General features: G+C 39.3%; 19 protein-coding genes. 16 read left to right on the forward strand and 3 right to left on the reverse strand.

The annotated features are described in order from the left end of the window. Positions 1-56: 56 nt before the first annotated feature. Together VB620_RS09015 and VB620_RS09020 are read left to right on the forward strand one after the other, a co-directional pair. Entirely contained in the window at positions 57-305 is a 249-nt protein-coding gene (locus tag VB620_RS09015; RefSeq protein WP_323195809.1) for a type II toxin-antitoxin system HicA family toxin, read from the forward strand. 1 nt (position 306) lies between these two features. Beyond that, a complete protein-coding gene (locus VB620_RS09020; RefSeq protein WP_027402776.1) occupies positions 307-519 on the forward strand; it encodes a type II toxin-antitoxin system HicB family antitoxin in 213 nt (70 codons plus the stop codon). A gap of 103 nt (positions 520-622) precedes the next feature. Here the strand turns inward: VB620_RS09020 and VB620_RS09025 are convergent, their stop codons facing one another. Continuing rightward, a complete protein-coding gene (locus VB620_RS09025; RefSeq protein WP_323195810.1) occupies positions 623-1,168 on the reverse strand; it encodes an NADPH-dependent FMN reductase in 546 nt (181 codons plus the stop codon). Positions 1,169-1,542: 374 nt separating this feature from the next. Here VB620_RS09025 and ftsH point away from each other — a divergent pair, with 374 nt between their 5' ends. Further along, the gene (gene ftsH / locus VB620_RS09030; protein ID WP_323195811.1) at positions 1,543-3,411 is read left to right on the forward strand and encodes an ATP-dependent zinc metalloprotease FtsH; all 1,869 of its coding nucleotides are present in this window, start codon (positions 1,543-1,545) and stop codon (positions 3,409-3,411) included. Here ftsH and VB620_RS09035 read toward each other — a convergent pair. Beyond that, on the reverse strand, positions 3,408-3,653 hold the full coding sequence (locus VB620_RS09035; protein WP_323195812.1) for a hypothetical protein: 246 nt from the start codon (positions 3,651-3,653) through the stop codon (positions 3,408-3,410). The two genes, ftsH and VB620_RS09035, sit on opposite strands and share 4 nt — an antisense overlap. A gap of 278 nt (positions 3,654-3,931) precedes the next feature. Between VB620_RS09035 and phnC the strand changes: the two genes are divergently transcribed. The 4 genes from phnC to phnE all read left to right on the forward strand — a co-directional run bounded on the left by phnC (position 3,932) and on the right by phnE (position 7,908). Continuing rightward, a complete protein-coding gene (gene phnC / locus VB620_RS09040; protein WP_323195813.1) occupies positions 3,932-4,717 on the forward strand; it encodes a phosphonate ABC transporter ATP-binding protein in 786 nt (261 codons plus the stop codon). A 92-nt stretch (positions 4,718-4,809) separates the two neighbouring features. Continuing rightward, positions 4,810-5,799 carry a phosphonate ABC transporter substrate-binding protein gene (gene phnD / locus VB620_RS09045; RefSeq protein ID WP_323195814.1) on the forward strand — a complete coding sequence of 330 codons (990 nt, stop codon included), beginning with the start codon at positions 4,810-4,812 and terminating at the stop codon, positions 5,797-5,799. 229 nt (positions 5,800-6,028) lie between these two features. Beyond that, entirely contained in the window at positions 6,029-7,057 is a 1,029-nt protein-coding gene (gene phnD, locus VB620_RS09050) for a phosphonate ABC transporter substrate-binding protein (RefSeq protein WP_323195815.1), read from the forward strand. A gap of 26 nt (positions 7,058-7,083) precedes the next feature. Further along, positions 7,084-7,908: a phosphonate ABC transporter, permease protein PhnE gene (gene phnE / locus VB620_RS09055; RefSeq protein WP_323195816.1), complete on the forward strand. Its 825-nt coding sequence runs from the start codon at positions 7,084-7,086 to the stop codon at positions 7,906-7,908. Here the strand turns inward: phnE and phnF are convergent. Then, entirely contained in the window at positions 7,905-8,633 is a 729-nt protein-coding gene (gene phnF, locus VB620_RS09060; protein WP_323195817.1) for a phosphonate metabolism transcriptional regulator PhnF, read from the reverse strand. The genes phnE and phnF overlap by 4 nt on opposite strands. Before the next feature lie 108 nt (positions 8,634-8,741). Between phnF and phnG the strand changes: the two genes are divergently transcribed. The 9 genes from phnG to phnL all read left to right on the forward strand — a co-directional run bounded on the left by phnG (position 8,742) and on the right by phnL (position 16,253). After that, the gene (gene phnG / locus VB620_RS09065) at positions 8,742-9,200 is read left to right on the forward strand and encodes a phosphonate C-P lyase system protein PhnG (protein ID WP_323195818.1); all 459 of its coding nucleotides are present in this window, start codon (positions 8,742-8,744) and stop codon (positions 9,198-9,200) included. 4 nt (positions 9,201-9,204) lie between these two features. Further along, positions 9,205-9,807 carry a phosphonate C-P lyase system protein PhnH gene (gene phnH / locus VB620_RS09070; RefSeq protein WP_323195819.1) on the forward strand — a complete coding sequence of 201 codons (603 nt, stop codon included), beginning with the start codon at positions 9,205-9,207 and terminating at the stop codon, positions 9,805-9,807. Next, positions 9,797-10,249, forward strand: a complete 453-nt coding sequence (locus tag VB620_RS09075) for a GNAT family N-acetyltransferase (RefSeq protein ID WP_323195820.1) — start codon at positions 9,797-9,799, stop codon at positions 10,247-10,249. Before phnH ends, VB620_RS09075 begins: the two co-directional genes overlap by 11 nt. Before the next feature lie 332 nt (positions 10,250-10,581). Beyond that, positions 10,582-11,655, forward strand: coding sequence for a carbon-phosphorus lyase complex subunit PhnI (locus tag VB620_RS09080; protein WP_323195821.1), 1,074 nt, complete (start codon positions 10,582-10,584; stop codon positions 11,653-11,655). A gap of 174 nt (positions 11,656-11,829) precedes the next feature. Then, positions 11,830-13,011 carry an alpha-D-ribose 1-methylphosphonate 5-triphosphate diphosphatase gene (locus VB620_RS09085; RefSeq protein ID WP_323195822.1) on the forward strand — a complete coding sequence of 394 codons (1,182 nt, stop codon included), beginning with the start codon at positions 11,830-11,832 and terminating at the stop codon, positions 13,009-13,011. A gap of 11 nt (positions 13,012-13,022) precedes the next feature. Further along, a complete protein-coding gene (locus tag VB620_RS09090) occupies positions 13,023-13,583 on the forward strand; it encodes a phosphonate degradation HD-domain oxygenase (RefSeq protein ID WP_323195823.1) in 561 nt (186 codons plus the stop codon). 136 nt (positions 13,584-13,719) lie between these two features. Beyond that, a complete protein-coding gene (locus tag VB620_RS09095; RefSeq protein ID WP_323195824.1) occupies positions 13,720-14,592 on the forward strand; it encodes an alpha-D-ribose 1-methylphosphonate 5-phosphate C-P-lyase PhnJ in 873 nt (290 codons plus the stop codon). A gap of 54 nt (positions 14,593-14,646) precedes the next feature. Further along, on the forward strand, positions 14,647-15,420 hold the full coding sequence (phnK, locus tag VB620_RS09100; RefSeq protein WP_323195825.1) for a phosphonate C-P lyase system protein PhnK: 774 nt from the start codon (positions 14,647-14,649) through the stop codon (positions 15,418-15,420). A 107-nt stretch (positions 15,421-15,527) separates the two neighbouring features. Continuing rightward, positions 15,528-16,253 (forward strand): phosphonate C-P lyase system protein PhnL, encoded by a 726-nt coding sequence (gene phnL, locus VB620_RS09105; protein WP_323195826.1) that lies wholly within the window; start codon positions 15,528-15,530, stop codon positions 16,251-16,253. Positions 16,254-16,315: the final 62 nt, after the last annotated feature.

A 16,315-nucleotide genomic window follows, 5' to 3' on the forward strand; every position in this document is an offset into this window, starting at 1 on the left:
TAGTAATCACTTTCGGTTATCATAAAAATTTGAGTCAATAAAATAAATTATAACTTGTGAGCCAAAAAGACAAGCTATTAGCTAAAATTTTATCAGGCACATCTGACACAAATATATTCTTTGCGCAATTGTGTCAACTCTTAATCAGATTAGGATTTGATGAAAGAATTCGTGGAAGTCACCATATTTTTACAAAGGAAGGAGTTGAAGAAATCGTAAATCTTCAACCGAAACAAGGAAAAGCCAAAGCATATCAAGTTAAACAAGTCCGTGAAATGTTACTTAAATATCAGCTAGGAGGTTAAAATGACTCTGCGCTATGAAATTAATCTCTATTGGAGTGAAGAAGACCAATCATTTATCGCAGAAGTTCCAGATTTACCGGGATGTGCTGCTGATGGAGAAACTTATCAAGAAGCACTGCAAAATATAGAAATTATTATGCAGGAATGGATAGAAACTGCTCAAGAGTTAGGTCGAAAAATTCCTGAACCTACACAGCGTTTAATGTCTGCTTAATTGATCCTTTTGGGAATGTGGAAGGATGCGATCGCAATTACAAACCCAAACAAAGATCCCCAAGTTCTTGAAGAAGTCGGGGATCTGAGAGTCTCTGTACTATTTAATTAACTCCGCGCAACTTACGAGCATTGTCTACTAAACTCTGAGCAAATTTATCAAACCTTTCCGAAAGCTTGTCATCTAGCAGCTTTCCTTCGGGACTAAAAGCGCCCCAGGCTTGTCCAATAGCAATTTGCTCTGGTATTACCCAGCCATGTACCCATCTCATAATGATCCGCAGATCATTGAGTGCATTACTATTAGATTGACCGCCTAATACACTCAGCAGTCCTGTAACTTTACCGGAGAGTTCATCAAAACTCATCAAGTCTAGTGTATTTTTTAAAACGCCACTCACACCGCCATGATATTCTGGTGTGCCTAAAATTAATCCATCAGCAGCACTAACGGTATCACGTAGCCGTTGAACGTCTGGGTATTCTGAGTAATCTTTACCACCATCACAAAAGGGTAAATTCAATTGTCGCAAATCTAAAATTTCGACTTCTGCACCCAGGGCTTCTACCCGTTGCGCTGCTACTTTTAAAGCGATTTGGGTGTAGGAATCAGGTCTTAAACTACCACCAAGCCCAACAATTTTTACCATAATTCACACATCAACTAAATGTTTTGCTATACCACCAGGATATTTAAAAAGGCGGAGTCATTACGATTTTATCTTAGCGAGTTACATTTTTATCGTCAATAAGATGATAGTGGCGAATAACAGTACCTATATATTTCAGCACTTAGCTCCGATCTCTGTGAATAATAGGCGAGATTTTTGCCCTTCCTCCCTGGTGAGTAGGTAAATAATTGGGGAACCATGAAAGAGGAAGACAGAGAAAATGGGTAATAGCTTTGTCTAGAAGTTAGACTAGATAAGAAAATAGTGATTTCCAGTTATAGCAATTTTTGCTAGAAGAATAGGCATAAAAGCAGCCCCTATCTGCGGATGCAACTAAAGAAAAGGTAATTATTATGCAAAATTTCGGGAAAAAGACATTGATCAAACAGCGTACAGCCGCTTTAGCCGCTAGTGTACTAATGCTGCCGGCTATTTTAATGGGTACTCCCGCTTTAGCACAGAAAGCAGAGCGCCCAACTCTAACTTACGGTGAGTTACTGAGTAAATCTAGGGAAGGAAAAGTAGAAAAAGTAGAGCTTGATGAAACTCTACAGATAGCCAGGGTCTATCTCAAGGGGGAAGAGCCGGATGCACCACCAATAGAAGTCAGGCTTTTGGCACAAAATACTGAGTTAATTAATACTCTCAAGCAAGAAAACGTTGATTTTGGTGAGGTTTCCTCTGCTAACAGCCGGGTAGCTGTGGGGCTGTTAATTAATCTGTTATGGATTGCACCACTGGTAGCTTTAATGTTGTTGTTTCTCAGACGCTCCACTAATGCTTCTAACCAAGCGATGAATTTTGGTAAATCCCGCGCTCGGTTCCAAATGGAAGCCAAAACGGGGGTGAAGTTTGATGATGTCGCTGGGGTGGAAGAGGCGAAGGAGGAACTAGGGGAAGTTGTCACCTTTTTGAAGCAGCCAGAAAGATTTACGGCTGTAGGCGCACGTATTCCCAAAGGTGTGTTATTAATTGGTCCTCCCGGAACTGGTAAAACTTTACTCGCTAAGGCGATCGCCGGGGAAGCCGGTGTACCTTTCTTTAGCATTTCTGGCTCGGAATTTGTGGAAATGTTTGTGGGTGTGGGTGCATCCCGTGTGCGCGACCTGTTTAAAAAAGCCAAAGACAGTGCGCCATGTTTAATCTTTATTGATGAAATTGATGCGGTGGGACGACAACGCGGAACTGGTATCGGTGGCGGTAATGACGAGAGAGAACAAACTCTCAACCAGTTGCTCACTGAAATGGATGGTTTTGAAGGTAATACAGGGATTATTATTATTGCAGCGACTAACCGTCCAGATGTGTTAGATTCCGCATTGCTCAGACCAGGACGCTTTGATCGACAAGTGATGGTGGATGCACCAGACCTGAAAGGACGAACCGAAATTTTGTCAGTCCACTCACGGAATAAGAAACTTGACTCCAGTGTGTCTTTAGATGCGATCGCTCGCCGGACTCCTGGTTTTACTGGTGCAGATTTAGCCAACTTACTCAACGAAGCAGCAATTCTCACTGCGAGACGACGCAAGGAAGCAATCAGCATCCTAGAAATCGATCATGCCATAGATCGAGTCGTGGCGGGTATGGAAGGAACTGCCCTCGTGGATAGCAAAAACAAGCGCTTAATTGCTTACCATGAAGTCGGACACGCTTTAATTGGTACATTACTCAAAGACCATGACCCAGTGCAGAAAGTCACACTCATCCCCAGGGGTCAAGCACTAGGGTTAACTTGGTTTACTCCCAACGAAGAACAGGGTTTAATTTCTCGTTCTCAAATCCGAGCCAAAATTACCTCTACTTTGGGTGGTCGCGCCGCCGAAGAAATTGTTTTTGGTAAGCCGGAAGTGACCACAGGTGCTAGTAATGATTTGCAACACGTCACCAATATGGCTAACCAAATGGTCACACGGTTCGGGATGTCGGAATTAGGACTGTTGTCTTTAGATAGTCAGAATAACGAAGTATTTTTAGGACGCGACTGGATGAATAAATCAGAATATTCTGAAAAAATAGCCGGGAAAGTTGATTCCCAAGTCCGGGAAATTATCACTAATTGCTACTTACAAGCAAAGGAACTGTTAGAAAACAATCGTCCGGCTTTAGAATATTTGGTGGATTTATTAATAGACGAAGAAACCATTGAGGGAGAAAAATTCCGCGAAATTGTGGCGCAATATACCCCAGTAAATGATGAAACACTAGCTGTATCTCGTTAAGCAAATTCAGCTCGCCGATGCGGGCTGAACATTCTTTGCTGCTGGGGTTTGTTTGTATTTCTGTGGTGGCGATCGCAATTTAGGTATGATGACAGTGCGATCGCCTGATACTTCATCTTTGATAAAATTCTGACTCCAAAACAACGAGGATATTTGTGATCAGAAATATTTTTATCATAGGCGATCGCTAAAATTGCTCCATCATTAACTAAAATCAGCAGCACGATCATCATTGCTGTCATAGGATATTTGAAAAGTCTTATTGTCGGTAACAAAACATTCTAGATCCCCCTAAATCCCCCTTTATAAGTGGGACTTTGATCACTATTCCCCCCTTTTTAAGGTGGGCTAGGGGGTATCATTAAATCTATATAAATTTTGCGACTTTCTCTAATAGCATCTGTCATTACCTCATTCACTAGATTGACAGTTTAGCAATTTAATCACGAGTTAACTTTTACTAAATCCTTTCTTAATCAAACTGTATTAGTGTTAATCAGAGATATTAAAATGCCAAGCAATGACTATTGAAGTTAGTAACTTCTCAAAGAGTTTCAAAGGTAAAATAGCCCTGAAAAATGTATCCTGTACAATTCATGAGGGAGAAATGGTAGCCTTGATAGGTGCATCTGGCTCAGGGAAATCTACCCTTTTGCGGCATATCAATGGCTTGCAGATTGGAGATGCAGGTACAATTCATATTTTTGGGACGGCGCTACAAAGCGAGGGAAAATTACACTCAAAAATTAGGTCTTTACGAAGCAAGATCGGCTGTATTTTCCAACAATTTAATTTAGTCAATCGGCTAACAGTTATCGAAAATGTTCTGGTTGGCAATTTAGCAAGATTGTCTATTTTTCGTTCAACATTACATTTATTTACCAAAGCAGAAAAACTCCAAGCTTTAGCTGCATTAGAGCGAGTGGGGATTCTGGAACACGCTTACAAACGAGCATCTATGCTTTCTGGAGGACAACAGCAACGGGTAGCGATCGCACGTTGTTTAGTCCAAGGAGCGAAAATCATCCTGGCTGATGAACCCATTGCATCCCTAGATCCTGAGTCAGCGCGGAAAGTTATGGAATTACTTGTGCAGCTAAATCGTCAAAGCGGAATTACTGTAGTGACTTCCTTACATCAGGTTCAAATGGTGCGGAGTTATTGTAATCGAGCGATCGCACTCAGAGATGGCAAAGTCATGTTTGATGGTGCAACCGTAGAACTAAATGACAACAAACTCAATGAAATTTACGGCACAGCAGTAGAAGAACTGATCATGAAAGGACACGGAGAACTACTAGTATAAAACCAAAATACAGATAGATACCGACAATCCTCATACAAGACAAAAAAGACTAAACATTCAACGGCACAAAATAACTAACCTAGAAATAAATCATGAAAAGACGCACATTCATTGAACAAACTACTTTATTTGGAACATCCTTAGTAGGAACCCAATTAATTTCTAACTTGATTGCACCAGCACAAGCTGCACCTATAAAAGAACTAAACTTTGGTATCATCTCTACAGAATCTCAAGCTAATCAAAGACCTTTGTGGGAACCTTTTATTGCAGATTTATCAAAATCAATTGGCATTCCTGTAAGAGCCTTCTATGCTACTCAATATGCAGGTGTAATCGAAGCCATGCGTTTCGGAAAAGTACAAGTAGCTTGGTATGGTGGTAAATCCTATATTGAAGCCGCCAGAATTGCCAATGCAGAAGTATTTGCTCAAGTTGTCAACTCAGATGGAACAAAAGGCTATTATTCTTACTTAATCGCTAACAAACAAAACCCCATCACCGCAGCAGCAAAGCAACAAGGCGGTGATAAATATGTAATTAAAAATGCTTCTAAGCTTACATTTGCCTTCAATGATCCTAACTCAACCTCTGGATTTCTTGTACCTAGTTACTATGTATTTGCCAAAAATAAAATTGACCCCAAAAAAGCATTTAAACGGTTAATTTTTGCAGGAAGCCATGAAGCAACCGCCCTGGCGATCGCCAATCAGCAAGTAGATATTGCCACTAATAATAGTGAAGCCTTAGAACGTCTAGAAGCAACTAACCCCACAGCGCGTCAAAAAATTGAAATTATTTGGACTTCACCCGTAATTCCTAGTGATCCCATTGCCTATCGTAAAGATTTACCAGAAGATGTAAAAAAGAAACTCCGCAACTTTTTCCACAGCTATAAAGATACTCGGATTTTAGCACCTTTTAAATGGGCTGGTTTTGTACCTGCTCAAGATAAAACATGGAATGCAATCCGCGAATTAGATATTGCTAAAAAGATTTTAGAATTAGAAAACAAACCAAATTTAAGTAATACAGATAGGCAAAAGCTGAACGATCTCAATAATCAACTACGCGCAATTTGAGGGCGTTAGTTAAATTAAACTCAGGCGAATAAAAAATAATAGACTAACGGAAAAAAGGCTTGAAAACCCATACAAGTAGTCACTCAGCCTACTAAAGTGTGGGTTTTATGTGTGTAAATTTGGTTGATAACCGCCGACTTACTTAGCTTTGAACTTAGACTCTCTACTTCATTGAACTGTAATCTCCTATCAATTATAATATTTTTACCGGTATTACAAAACTAAACTTATGAACAGAAGATTATTTATCCAGCAAGCTTCTTTATTTACCATGACTTTAGCAAGTGCAAATATATTTGCAGCTTGTACTTCTGATTCTAATACTAGTAATAATAGCGGGACTAATAATAGTAGTGCCGTAGCTATTAAAGAAATTAATTTTGGTGTTCTATCTACAGAATCTCAAGCTAATCAAAGACCTTTATGGGAACCTTTTGCTGCTGCTATGTCAGAAGAAATTGGTATTCCTATTAAACCCTTTTATGTTACCCAGTATGCAGCAGTTATAGAAGCCATGCGCTTTGGTAAAGTTCAGGTAGCTTGGCTAGGTGGTAAATCTTATATTGAAGCCGCAAAAGTTGCAGATGCAGAAGCATTTGCTCAAGTTGTCAGTGAAGATGGAACTAAAGGCTATTATTCTCATTTAATTGCTAATAAAGAAAATCCCATCACTGCTGAAGCTATAGCAGCAGGCGGTGATAAGTATCTAATTAAAAATGCTGCCAACCTTACCTTTGCTTTTAATGATCCAAACTCTACCTCTGGGTTTTTAGTTCCCAGTTATTATGTTTTTGCTCAAAATAATATTGATCCTAAAAAAGCATTTAAACGTTTGATTTTCGCTGGTAATCATGAAGCTTGCGCCTTAGCTGTGGCGAATCAACAGGTAGATGTAGCGACTGTTAGTAGTGAAGCATTAAGTCGTTTGGAAAGCACCAATCCTCAAGCTAGACAGAAAATTGAAATTATTTGGACATCGCCACTAATTCCTAGTGATCCCATTGCTTATCGTCGGGATTTACCAACAGATATCAAAAATAAGTTTCAAAACTTTTTCTATAACTACAAAGATGCAAAAGTTTTAGCACCTTTCAAAATATCTAGTTTCGTACAAGCTGAAGATAAAAATTGGCATACAATTCGAGAACTAGAAATTGGCAGAAAAATCCAAGAGACTAAAAATCAAGAAAATCTTAGTGAGCAAGAAAAACAACAAAAAATAGCCGAACTCAATCAGCAACTTCAAGAAATTCAGTAAACTGACGTTTATATACACGTAAAAAAATGCAGTCACAAAATCAGATAATTACTAACGCCTCTCCCTCTGTAGTAAAAATGTTAGAGAAAGAAGCAAAACTATTGAATATTAAAAGAGTTATTTTGCTTTTAGTAACTGTTGCCGCATTGATTTTTTCATATCATCAAAGCGAGTTAAATTTTCTTTTGCTGCTGCAACAAGGAGACAACATGGCGGAATATATTAGCGGATATTTTCCCCCAGACTTTAGTGATTGGAAATACTATTTATCAGAAATAATAATTACGATTTCAATGGGGATTTGGGGAACTGTAATGGCAGCGATCGCAGCTGTTCCTTTATCTATTCTAGCATCTAATAATATGTCTCCAATATGGGTTGTACAACCAACACGCCGGCTTTTAGATGCCATGCGTGCTATTAATGAAATCGTCTTTGCACTTATCTTTGTAGTGGCGGTAGGATTGGGACCATTTGCCGGAGTTTTGGCTTTATTTGTGCATACTACGGGTACTTTAGGTAAGCTGTTTTCAGAGGCTGTGGAATCAATTGAACCAGGACCAGTGGAGGGAATTAGAGCCACTGGTGCAAATCAAATCCAAGAAGTTATTTATGGAGTAATTCCCCAAGTCATGCCTTTATGGACTTCTTTTACTCTTTACAGATTTGAGTCTAATGTGCGTTCGGCTTCTGTGTTAGGAATTGTTGGTGCTGGTGGTATTGGTGTTTCACTATATCAAAGTTTTGGTGCATTTGAATATCAAAAAGTCTGTGTAATTCTGATTATTTTGGTTGTTGCTACGGGTATAATTGATTTACTTTCTGCAAGGGTGAGAAAGTGGCTAATTTAGGAGTTTTCAAAATATAATTCCATGCGATCACCCCGCAGTCTAGTTACACCATATTCAATGACTTTACCTGTTTGATCAATATTTACTGACTCTGCTAACAAAATGGGTTGATTGAGTGGTAATTGTAGCCATTTTGCATCTTGAGGCTGAACTAAACGAGCAGAAACACAGGTACTCCGACGGATATGATCACATCCATAAACCTGCTGTAAAAACTGAGAGATTGATTGTTTTTCTTCTAAAATCTTGATGTTTTTTGGTTCTAAAAAATTAGGAAATCGTTGCAGGGGAAAATATCCCGCACCCACACTAATAGGTTCTTCATCCGCAAAACCTAAACGCTCAATTAACGCTACTGGTTGACCATAATCTATTTCTAGTCCTTTAGAAATGGCATGATCAGCCACTAATTCTAAAACTCGCAGTAGTTGAAATCTGGACTGTAAACCTTGAGCTTTTAATGTTTGATTGTAACGCACACGCTGACCAATAGCATAGCGAATAGTTTTAGCAGCTATAAATGTTCCCTTTCCTCGGTCAACTCGTAAAAATCCTTCGTTTTTTAATAATGCGATCGCTTGTCTAATAGTATGACGATTAACTGCAAACTGTTCTGCTAACTTCATTTCCGTTGGTAATTGTTCCCCAATCTGATAAACCCCCTGATGTATGTTTTCTCGCAGTTGGTCAGCAATTTGAGCATAAATTGGGATTATTTCTTTCATTTATCAATAATTTAGATTGTCAATTTGTCAGAATTGGGTTAATCTATTCTCATCTAGATGTCTAGACAAGTTAAGAATAGTTTAAAACAAAATAGCACAACCTAACTTATGTCTACTGTGACACAGCGACAAGCATGGATGGCAATATTAGCAAAGACCGAATTAGAGCTATTAGAACCACTGGTAAACAAATTAGGTAACGTACCCAGCTATAGCTTTTTGCGATCGCCAGAAATTGGACTCACAATGGTGCGGGGACGTGCGGGAGGTACAGGAGAACCATTTAACCTGGGAGAAATCACCATAACTCGCTGTGTCGTTCAACTTGAGAGTCAAGGAGATGAAACCATTACAGGATTTGGTTATGTAGCAGGGCGATCGCAACGTCATGCAGAACTAGCTGCTGTTTGCGATGGGTTATTACAAACCCCAAACTGGCACGATCAGATCAATTCTGAAATAATTCAACCCTTGCAAATAGAACATCAAAAACAGCAACAACTCAAACAGCGTCAAACAGAAGCTACCAAAGTAAACTTCTTCACAATGGTAAGAGGAGAAGGGTAAATAAATGTCAAATATAGTTACACAATTACCGGGCTTTCAAGACTCAATTCACGATTCCCAAAGGACATTTCGGGCTTTACTTAATGCTAATTCTCGACCAGGAAAACCTTACCAAATTAATGCTGAAATGACTGTACCTGTGGATTTAATACCCGCTTGTGGTGCGGCTGCTTTAACATTGTTAGATTTAGATGTTTTCGTATGGTTACAACCGAATTTTTCAGATCAAGTTAAAGCTTGGTTATTGTTTCATACTGGCTGTCGTTTTACAGAACATCCAGAAAAAGCAGACTTTGCTTTAATTCAAGATTTAGAAAAATTACCAGAATTATCTATTTTTAAATGGGGGACAGCAGAAAAACCAGAAACCTCAACAACGCTATTAATACAAGTAGAAAGTTTTGCAACTGGAAAACCTGTAACTTTAACAGGAGCAGGAATTTTAGAGAAACAATTAATTACTCCCACACTTCCTCAGAAATATTGGGACTTGTGGAAACAGAACTATCAAGCTTATCCACAAGGATTAGATGTATTTTTATTCACAAAAAATCTAGTTATGGGGCTACCAAGGACAGCCAAAGCAGAGGTAACTTATGACCATTGAAATTCGCATTGCTAACCATGAGGATTGGCATTTATTAAACCAGCTTTATGCTGACATGAATAATCAATTACCCTTACCAAACAATGAAGCAGAAAAAATCCTCACAGAAATAACACAAGTTCCCAACTACAACATCTATCTTGCTTGTTTAAATCAGGAAGCTGTGGGTACTTTTAGCCTTCTTTATGTACCGACAATGATGCACCGGGTATATCACAAATTTGCAGTTTTAGAAGCGGTCACAGTGATTTCTCAAATGCGAGGAAAAGGAATTGGTAGCCAAATGGTAAAAACCGCCCTCCAACTCAGTGCAGAAGCTGGCTGTTATAAAGTTACACTCTCCTCCAATATAAAACGCGATCGCGCCCATAAATTTTATCAATCACTGGGATTTGCACAACATGGTTGGAGTTTTAATTGTCTAATTCAGCCAGGTAAGTAAATTAAAAAATGTGGGTGATAACAAAGATAAATCATGGCAAAATAAAAACAAAATTAAACCTAAAAATTCTTAGAGGTTGTTTGAAAAGTATTGTATGAAACCAATAAATCTCGAAAACCTAACCCCCCTACCCCCCTTCCCTACAAGGGAATGGGGATTTCAAAGCCTCTCCAGCAATAAAAGTAATTCCTTTCCCCTCTCCTTGTAGGAGAGGGTTAGGGAGAGGTACTCTTCGAGAAGCCTCTCCCCTTGCAGGAGAGAGGTTAATTTATACCTTACAAACTTTTCAGACATCTTCTTAATCAAAAATTACAAATTGCGAGTTATAAATTATGCCTTATGTTGCAGTCAAAGGTGGAGAAAAAGCAATTGAAAATGCAGAGAAACTACTGCAAAGCCGACGTAGAGGTGATCCTGCTATTCCCGAATTGAGCCTGGACCAAATTGAACAACAACTGACCCTAGCAGTCGAAAGGGTAATGTGTGAAGGTAGCTTATATGATCGAGAATTAGCAGCCTTAGCAATTAAACAATCTTGGGGTGATTTAGTCGAAGCAATTTTTTTATTAAGAGCCTATCGGACAACACTACCACGCTTTTACTACAGTCAGCCATTAGACACCAGCAAAATGCAGATTCAACGCCGCATTTCTGCCATTTTTAAAGATGTTCCAGGAGGACAAAAATTAGGGACAACCTTTGATTATATTCATCGTTTACTAGACTTCAAATTAATAGCAGAAGGACAAATTCCTCCAGCACCAGAAGCAGAAGCAATTACAGAATCAGTTCCCCGTGTAATTGACACCTTGGATAGAGAAGGACTGATGCAAGCAGAAGAAGAATTTATAAATTCCCCATCTGATGAACCATTTGATCTGACTCGTGAACCATTGACATTTCCAGCCCAAAGAGATGCAAGACTGCAAAATTTAGCCCGTGCAGATGAGGGGTTTTTATTATCTTTAGCATATTCTACCCAACGGGGTTATGGCAGAAACCATCCTTTTGCGGGAGAAATTCGCATGGGGGAAGTTGAAGTGGTGATTTGTCCAGAAGAATTGGGATTTGAAATAGCGATCGCAGATATTACAGTTACCGAAGTGCAAATGGTAAATCAGTTTAAAGGTAGCGAGGAATTACCTGCACAATTTACCCGTGGTTATGGTCTTACCTTTGGTTACAACGAACGCAAAGCCATGTCAATGGCCTTAATAGATAGAGCAATGCGAGCCGAAGAATTAGGGGAAACAATTCAAGGCCCAGCCCAAGATATCGAATTTGTACTTTCCCACTCCGACAACGTACAAGCACAAGGTTTTGTTCAACATCTTAAACTTCCACACTACATAGACTTTCAATCCGAATTGAATTTAGTGCGGAAAATTAGAGGCGGTAATTCGTAATTCGTAATTCGTAATTCGTAATTCGTAATTAAGAAGTTTTGGTGTTGCTGAGTTAGACCATGAAAATGGAAAATTTAACATCTCTAACTTTGCGCCTTTGCGTGAGATATTCATCCCTCAATTCAGTAAAGCCAGAAATTTAGATAGTTTACCTCAGTGATAACAACAGAAAATATGCAAATACTATCAAAACTAAATAACAGAAAAGTTGCTATTCAAGGAGTAACAGTTTTAACTCCTGATGGGTGGTTAAAAGATGCCACAGTTTTAATAGCAGATAGAAAATTTATCAGCATTGATCAAACCATTAGTCCCGATGGATTTGATTTGGTAAATGGTCAAGGATTGCAAATGTTACCAGGGATTATTGACTTACATGGTGATGCTTTTGAAAGGATGATTTGTCCTCGTCCGGGAGTTAACTTTCCTTTATCAATAGCGATCGCAGATAATGATCGCAACCTCTTAGCATCGGGAATCACTACTTTCTACTGTTCCATCACCGATTCTTATGAACCAGGTTTACGCAGTCGAGATTCTGCTCGAACTTTAATTGATTTTATCTTAGGAACAGGTCAACAAGTTTTAAATTGCAATCATCGTATTCATATCAGACACGAAGAAGCAAATATAACAGAACATCAAGAATTATGTGATTGGATGGAATCTGGCCGTGTGCATATTTTATCCATCAATGATCACCTACCACCTCCAGGAAATGAAAAGAGATTGAACCGCTATCTGAATAGTGTGAAACAAAGATCATCCATGTCCATAGAAGAAATTGAAATATTAATTAACCAAGTAAGAGAAAAGCGACATCAAGGAGCAGCACAAATAGAACAACTAGTAGATTTAGCCCATACCCAAAAAATCCCCCTAGCATCCCATGATGATGACAGTTTAGAAAAAGTATTACTGAGTCAAAAACGACAAATTGCGATCGCAGAATTTCCCGCTACTGTAGACTTAGCAGCTAAATCTCGTGAATATGGTGCAGCAGTTCTCATGGGTGCGCCTAATTTAGTCCGTGGTGGTTCTCACTTAGGCTTAATGAGCGTAGCTGAAGCAGTTAAAAATAACGTCATAGATTGTCTTTGCTCAGATTATCATTACCCTTCCCTATTTTATGCACCCTTTAAATTACAAGAACTAGGATTAATGTCCTTTGAAAAAGCATGGTCATTAGTTTCCAGTCAACCAGCAGCAGCAGTAGGAATAAGCGATCAAAAAGGCAAAATTGCCCCTGGTTTAGACGCTGATTTCCTATTAATATCTCCTGAACATCATCCCATATCTTCCATTACATCTGTTTATGTAGCAGGACAAGAAGTTGCTCGATATCAAATCAAATAATGCAAATAATTATGAAACCTACTCTAGAAAACATTATTGAACTATTCACCACCAAAGGTTCTCAACTGTATGGTGCAGAAGCCGTCACCCAACTAGAACAAGCCTTACAATGCGCTACCTTAGCTGAAACATCAGATCAAAACCACGAATTGATTACCGCTTGTTTACTCCATGATTTAGGGCATTTAATCCATAATTTGGGAGATAATCCAGCAGTTCAAGGTATAGATGATCGCCATGAATATCGAGCCATACCCCTACTAAATCAGATGTTTAGTCCAGCAGTCACAGAACCAATTAGACTTCATGTCACCGCCAAACGCTATCTTTGTGCAGTTGATCCTGAATATTGGGAAAGCCTCTCAGAAGCATCCAAATGCAGCTTAGAACTACAAGGAGGCATATTTTCATCTCAACAGGCAGAAAACTTTATTTCTCAGCCCTATGCTCAAGATGCAGTGCAGTTAAGAATTTATGATGACAAAGCCAAAATCAGCAATCTACAAACACCTGAATTAAATTACTTTATACCAATTATATATAAGGCTGCACAAAATCATGAAATCCATTAATTCCAGAACTTATGAATATCGAACCGCAGAGGAATAGGAGTTTGAGAGATATTTGGCATAAGTCCTAAATTCATCCGTCTTCATCTGCGTTCATCCGCGTCCATCTGCGTTCAATTATTAAAACAGCCTCTTTGATATGCCGAATCAAATGAATATTTCTCCCTCTTCCCAATCTCCAGAAACAGGCTTTAATTTTGCTTATTTAGACGAACAAACAAAGCGTTCTATTCGTCGTGCTTTGCTAAAAGCTGTAGCCATTCCCGGACATCAAATTCCCTTTTCTTCCAGAGAAATGCCCATGTCTTATGGCTGGGGTACTGGAGGTATTCAAGTAACGGCTGCTGTAATTGGTGAAACTGATGTATTGAAAGTGATTGACCAAGGCGCAGATGACACCACTAACGCCGTAAATATTCGTCGCTTTTTTAAAAAAGTTTGTGGTGTAAAAACAACAGAAAGTACACAAGCAGCAACTTTAATTCAGACTCGTCACCGCATCCCCGAAACACCGCTACAGGAAGGACAGATTTTAGTTTACCAAGTCCCCATTCCTGAACCTTTGCGCTGGCTAGAACCCTCATCTGTAGAGACTGGCAAAATGCACGCCTTAGAAGAATACGGAGGTATGTACGTCAAGCTATACGAAGACATTACTACACATGGACACATTGCCACATCCTACGATTATCCGGTGATGGTGCATAACCGTTATCTGATGAGTCCTAGTCCTATTCCTCGCTTTGATAATCCTAAAATGCAGATGAATCCAGCATTACAGCTATTTGGGGCTGGGAGGGAAAAGCGCATATATGCAATTCCACCATACACAAATGTCAAAAGCCTCGACTTTGAAGATCATCCCTTCACCGTTGAAAAATGGGACAAAGCCTGTGAATTATGTGGTTCCACAGAAAGCTACCTAGATGAAGTCATTATTGATGATCAAGGTGGAAGAATGTGGATTTGTTCAGATACAGACTTTTGTACAAACAATAGAGATAAAAAATAACCAAAAAGGAATTACTTACTCTCTGCGTCTCTGCGTCTCTGCGTGAAAAAAATCATGACTAAACCCATTCTACAAATTCATCAACTCAGTAAATCTTACGGCGCAATCAAAGCGTGCGATCGCATTTCCTTTGATCTCTATCCTGGTCAAGTTCTCGGTATTGTCGGCGAATCAGGTTCAGGAAAGTCTACTTTACTAAGTGCGATCGCTAACAACATTTCCATTAATCAAGGTCATATTACTTATACCAATTCCCACGATGAAGATTTAGAAATTTTGCAACTAGCAGAAGCTAAACGACGGTTATTGATGCGAACAGAGTGGGGCTTTGTCCAGCAAAATCCCCGTGATGGTCTGCGAATGAAAGTTACGGCTGGAGCCAATATTGGCGAACGTTTACTAGATATTGGAGTACGACACTATGGCAAAATTCGGGATGAGGCCACCCATTGGTTAGAGGAGGTAGAAATTGACCCGGCGCGGATAGATGATCTACCAATCCAATTTTCTGGAGGAATGCAGCAAAGATTACAACTTGCCCGTGTATTAGTCACCCGTCCTCGATTGATATTAATGGATGAACCCACAGGAGGTTTAGACGTGTCAGTACAGGCGAAATTATTGGATTTATTGCGATCGCTTGTCCGTAATTTTAATCTCAGCGTGATTCTAGTTACCCACGATATCGGCGTAGTCAGACTTTTAGCACACAGATTATTAGTTATGCAGCAAGGACAGGTAGTGGAATCAGGTTTAACAGACCAAGTGCTTGATGATCCACAACATCCATACACTCAACTACTAGTCAGCGCCGCTTTAACACCATGATTTTTGGACGGTTGAAACGCTCAAATTTTCATTAGTCCACACAGGTGGACTTGGTTTGTATAGGCGCGATTTCTAATCGCCTGGTTTTTTTACTTAACTTCTTAACTATGCAATCATCAACCCTTAACCATCCTTCAGTAAAATTTCCAAATCTTGCACTTTTGCAAGTTGAAAATGTGCAAAAAAGTTTTACTCTCCATCAGCAAGGAGGTACTAATTTATCAGTTTTACAAGGAGTATCTTTGAGCGTGAATGCTGGAGAATGTGTAGCCCTATCTGGAAAATCTGGAAGTGGAAAATCTACATTTATGCGCTGTTTATATGCCAACTATCGCGTTAATAGTGGTTCTATATGGGTAAAACATGAACAAAATTGGGTCAATTTATGCCAACTCGATCCCCATGAAATCATAGCCGTTCGACAAAAAACAATTGGTTATGTCAGCCAGTTTCTAAGAGTCATTCCCAGAGTACCAGCCTTAGAAATCGCCGCAGAACCACTTTTGGAATTAGGGATTTCTATAGATATTGCATACAAGAAAGTTAAAGACTTATTTCACAGACTCAACCTCCCAGAAAGACTGTGGAATATTTCTCCCACCACCTTTTCTGGAGGTGAAAAACAACGGGTAAATATTACTCGTGCCTTAGCAGTTGATTATCCAATTTTACTATTAGATGAACCAACCTCAGCCCTAGATGCAACCAATAGCCAAGTAGTCATCGAATTGCTGCAACAAAAAAAAGCCCAAGGCTGCGCCTTAATTGGCATTTTCCACGACGAAGAAGTGCGATCGCAACTTTGTAACCGCCAATTAACATTTAACATTTGACAGCAGCTTTCATGTATTTGTACAACACTCTTGTATTTCTCTTCCTTTCTTCCTTTGCGACT

The sequence above is a fragment of the Nodularia harveyana UHCC-0300 genome (genome assembly GCF_034931085.1).
Classification (GTDB): domain Bacteria; phylum Cyanobacteriota; class Cyanobacteriia; order Cyanobacteriales; family Nostocaceae; genus Nodularia; species Nodularia harveyana.

What these genes read in the sequence shown, in the direction of transcription:
- VB620_RS09020 (WP_027402776.1), top strand. Translation starts at nt 307, where the DNA reads ATGACTCTGCGCTATGAAATTAATCTCTATTGGAGTGAAGAAGACCAA.
- VB620_RS09025 (WP_323195810.1), bottom strand. Translation starts at nt 1,168, where the DNA reads ATGGTAAAAATTGTTGGGCTTGGTGGTAGTTTAAGACCTGATTCCTAC.
- ftsH (WP_323195811.1), top strand. Translation starts at nt 1,543, where the DNA reads ATGCAAAATTTCGGGAAAAAGACATTGATCAAACAGCGTACAGCCGCT.
- VB620_RS09035 (WP_323195812.1), bottom strand. Translation starts at nt 3,653, where the DNA reads ATGACAGCAATGATGATCGTGCTGCTGATTTTAGTTAATGATGGAGCA.
- phnC (WP_323195813.1), top strand. Translation starts at nt 3,932, where the DNA reads ATGACTATTGAAGTTAGTAACTTCTCAAAGAGTTTCAAAGGTAAAATA.
- phnD (WP_323195814.1), top strand. Translation starts at nt 4,810, where the DNA reads ATGAAAAGACGCACATTCATTGAACAAACTACTTTATTTGGAACATCC.
- phnD (WP_323195815.1), top strand. Translation starts at nt 6,029, where the DNA reads ATGAACAGAAGATTATTTATCCAGCAAGCTTCTTTATTTACCATGACT.
- phnE (WP_323195816.1), top strand. Translation starts at nt 7,084, where the DNA reads ATGCAGTCACAAAATCAGATAATTACTAACGCCTCTCCCTCTGTAGTA.
- phnF (WP_323195817.1), bottom strand. Translation starts at nt 8,633, where the DNA reads ATGAAAGAAATAATCCCAATTTATGCTCAAATTGCTGACCAACTGCGA.
- phnG (WP_323195818.1), top strand. Translation starts at nt 8,742, where the DNA reads ATGTCTACTGTGACACAGCGACAAGCATGGATGGCAATATTAGCAAAG.
- phnH (WP_323195819.1), top strand. Translation starts at nt 9,205, where the DNA reads ATGTCAAATATAGTTACACAATTACCGGGCTTTCAAGACTCAATTCAC.
- VB620_RS09075 (WP_323195820.1), top strand. Translation starts at nt 9,797, where the DNA reads ATGACCATTGAAATTCGCATTGCTAACCATGAGGATTGGCATTTATTA.
- VB620_RS09080 (WP_323195821.1), top strand. Translation starts at nt 10,582, where the DNA reads ATGCCTTATGTTGCAGTCAAAGGTGGAGAAAAAGCAATTGAAAATGCA.
- VB620_RS09085 (WP_323195822.1), top strand. Translation starts at nt 11,830, where the DNA reads ATGCAAATACTATCAAAACTAAATAACAGAAAAGTTGCTATTCAAGGA.
- VB620_RS09090 (WP_323195823.1), top strand. Translation starts at nt 13,023, where the DNA reads ATGAAACCTACTCTAGAAAACATTATTGAACTATTCACCACCAAAGGT.
- VB620_RS09095 (WP_323195824.1), top strand. Translation starts at nt 13,720, where the DNA reads ATGCCGAATCAAATGAATATTTCTCCCTCTTCCCAATCTCCAGAAACA.
- phnK (WP_323195825.1), top strand. Translation starts at nt 14,647, where the DNA reads ATGACTAAACCCATTCTACAAATTCATCAACTCAGTAAATCTTACGGC.
- phnL (WP_323195826.1), top strand. Translation starts at nt 15,528, where the DNA reads ATGCAATCATCAACCCTTAACCATCCTTCAGTAAAATTTCCAAATCTT.